Raw genomic sequence first — 1,652 nt, forward strand, 5'->3', positions numbered from 1 at the left:
GCCTTGTCCAGGCCTTCGGAGGTGGCGCCGGCGGTGGCCATCTGGTTGTCGATCTTCTGCAGGTTGATAGTGCACAGGTCGTCAGCAGCGAACACCGGTGAAGCCAGGAGGGTAGCGGCCGCGAAGAGGGCCGAAAGCGCGGTACCTTTCATGGGTGTCTCCTTGAAGGCCTCTGGAAGGTGGGCCTGTAAGGGTGGACTGTTGGGGTTTGCCGAGGGTTCAATCGGGGTGCTGGCTTGGCGACATGATGGTGTGTGGCGGGGTGTCGCCGCTGATTGGGCCGCAGCGCGGCCCGGGTGGTATCAGTGGGATTTGTTCAGCCCAAGCTCGATGTCGTCGATCAGCGCCTTGGCCATCTCGCTCAGGATGCGCGCCGCGCTGCCGGCCTGGCGGTCGTGTTCCATTTCGGCTTCGGTGGTGAGGTAGCGGATGCAACCGAGCAGTACTGATAGCTGGCTGAAGGCGTGCTCGAAAGGCACGCCCGGTTGCAGGCGAAACAGGTCGAAGGTTTCGCTGCCGGCTGTGGTGAGGTTTTTCAACGCGTCATTCTTTGAGTCACCTCTGCCTTTGCGCGTTGTAGAGGCCAGTCAAGGCATGCTCGATCAGGGCTCTGGACGTTTCGCAGGCATGCTCGGCGTTGCTGAGCATGCTCAGGCCTGGTTCGCCGGCGTGGGTGCGGCAGTGTTCGTCGATGGTTTCGGCGACGCCGCGCAGCAGTTCGCTGGCGTGGGCCAGGGCGTCTGGAGGGGGCATGTCGCTGTGGATGGAGAAGTACGGGTTGGTGAGGAGTTTGGAGCGGGGTGGGGCGGGTACGATTTTCTTCATGGTGCAGATCCCAGTTTGATTACTCAACAGGAGCTGCCTACGCGATCCTTTCTCACGGGATTAGGTGGCAGCCATGCGTGGGGTGAGAAACCGGTAAACATGGGAAATCCGGCCAGACCGAGGTCTGCCCACGCAGGGCCGCCATTACGAGGCTGCTGTCATGTTTACGGGGTTCTCACACCCTGTCGTTCGAAAACGACCCAGGGAAGTTAGCCCTGATGGTTGTGAGCAACAACAGCGAAACGGCAGCAGCGGTCGTAGGATAAATCCCAAAGCATTTAATCCAGAAGCATTTGGTTGCAGGTTAGGAAATGTCTTACGGGTGGAGGGCTTAGGTGAGGGCTGTGCCCTCGATCGCCGGCAATTGGGCCGCAGCGCGGCCCGGGTGGCATCAGTGGGATTTGTTCAGCCCAAGCTCGATGTCGTCGATCAGTGCCTTGGCCATCTCGCTCAGGATGCGCGCCGCGCTGCCGGCCTTGCGGTCGTTTTCCATTTCGGCTTCGGTGGTGAGGTGGCGGATGCAACCGAGCAGTACTGATAGCTGGCTGAAGGCGTGCTCGAAAGGCACGCCCGGTTGCAGGCGAAACAGGTCGAAGGTTTCGCTGCCGGCTGTGGTGACGTTTTTCAACGTGTCATTCATTGAGTCACCTCTGCCTTTGCGCGTTGTAGAGGCCAGTCAAGGCATGCTCGATCAGGGCTCTGGACGTCTCGCAGGCATGCTCGGCGTTGCTGAGCATGCTCAGGCCCGGTTCGCCGGCGTGGGTGCGGCAGTGTTCGTCGATGGTTTCGGCGACGCCGCGCAGCAGTTCGCTGGCGTGGGCCAGGGC

General features: G+C 61.2%; 4 protein-coding genes. All 4 read right to left on the bottom strand.

The features are described 5' to 3' along the window. Positions 1–302: 302 nt before the first annotated feature. Positions 303–539, bottom strand: coding sequence for a DUF3077 domain-containing protein (locus EGJ09_RS07470; protein ID WP_125923551.1), 237 nt, complete (start codon positions 537–539; stop codon positions 303–305). Positions 540–555: 16 nt separating this feature from the next. Continuing rightward, on the bottom strand, positions 556–825 hold the full coding sequence (locus tag EGJ09_RS07475; protein WP_125923552.1) for a hypothetical protein: 270 nt from the start codon (positions 823–825) through the stop codon (positions 556–558). 391 nt (positions 826–1,216) lie between these two features. Beyond that, entirely contained in the window at positions 1,217–1,465 is a 249-nt protein-coding gene (locus EGJ09_RS07480) for a DUF3077 domain-containing protein (protein ID WP_125923553.1), read from the bottom strand. A gap of 4 nt (positions 1,466–1,469) precedes the next feature. Next, positions 1,470–1,652 (bottom strand): hypothetical protein (locus EGJ09_RS07485; protein WP_125923575.1); only part of this gene is annotated, 183 nt, incomplete at its 5' end.

Origin of the sequence: Pseudomonas sp. p106 (genome assembly GCF_003936645.1) — a bacterium.
In the GTDB taxonomy this organism is placed as follows: Bacteria; Pseudomonadota; Gammaproteobacteria; order Pseudomonadales; family Pseudomonadaceae; genus Aquipseudomonas; species Aquipseudomonas putida_E.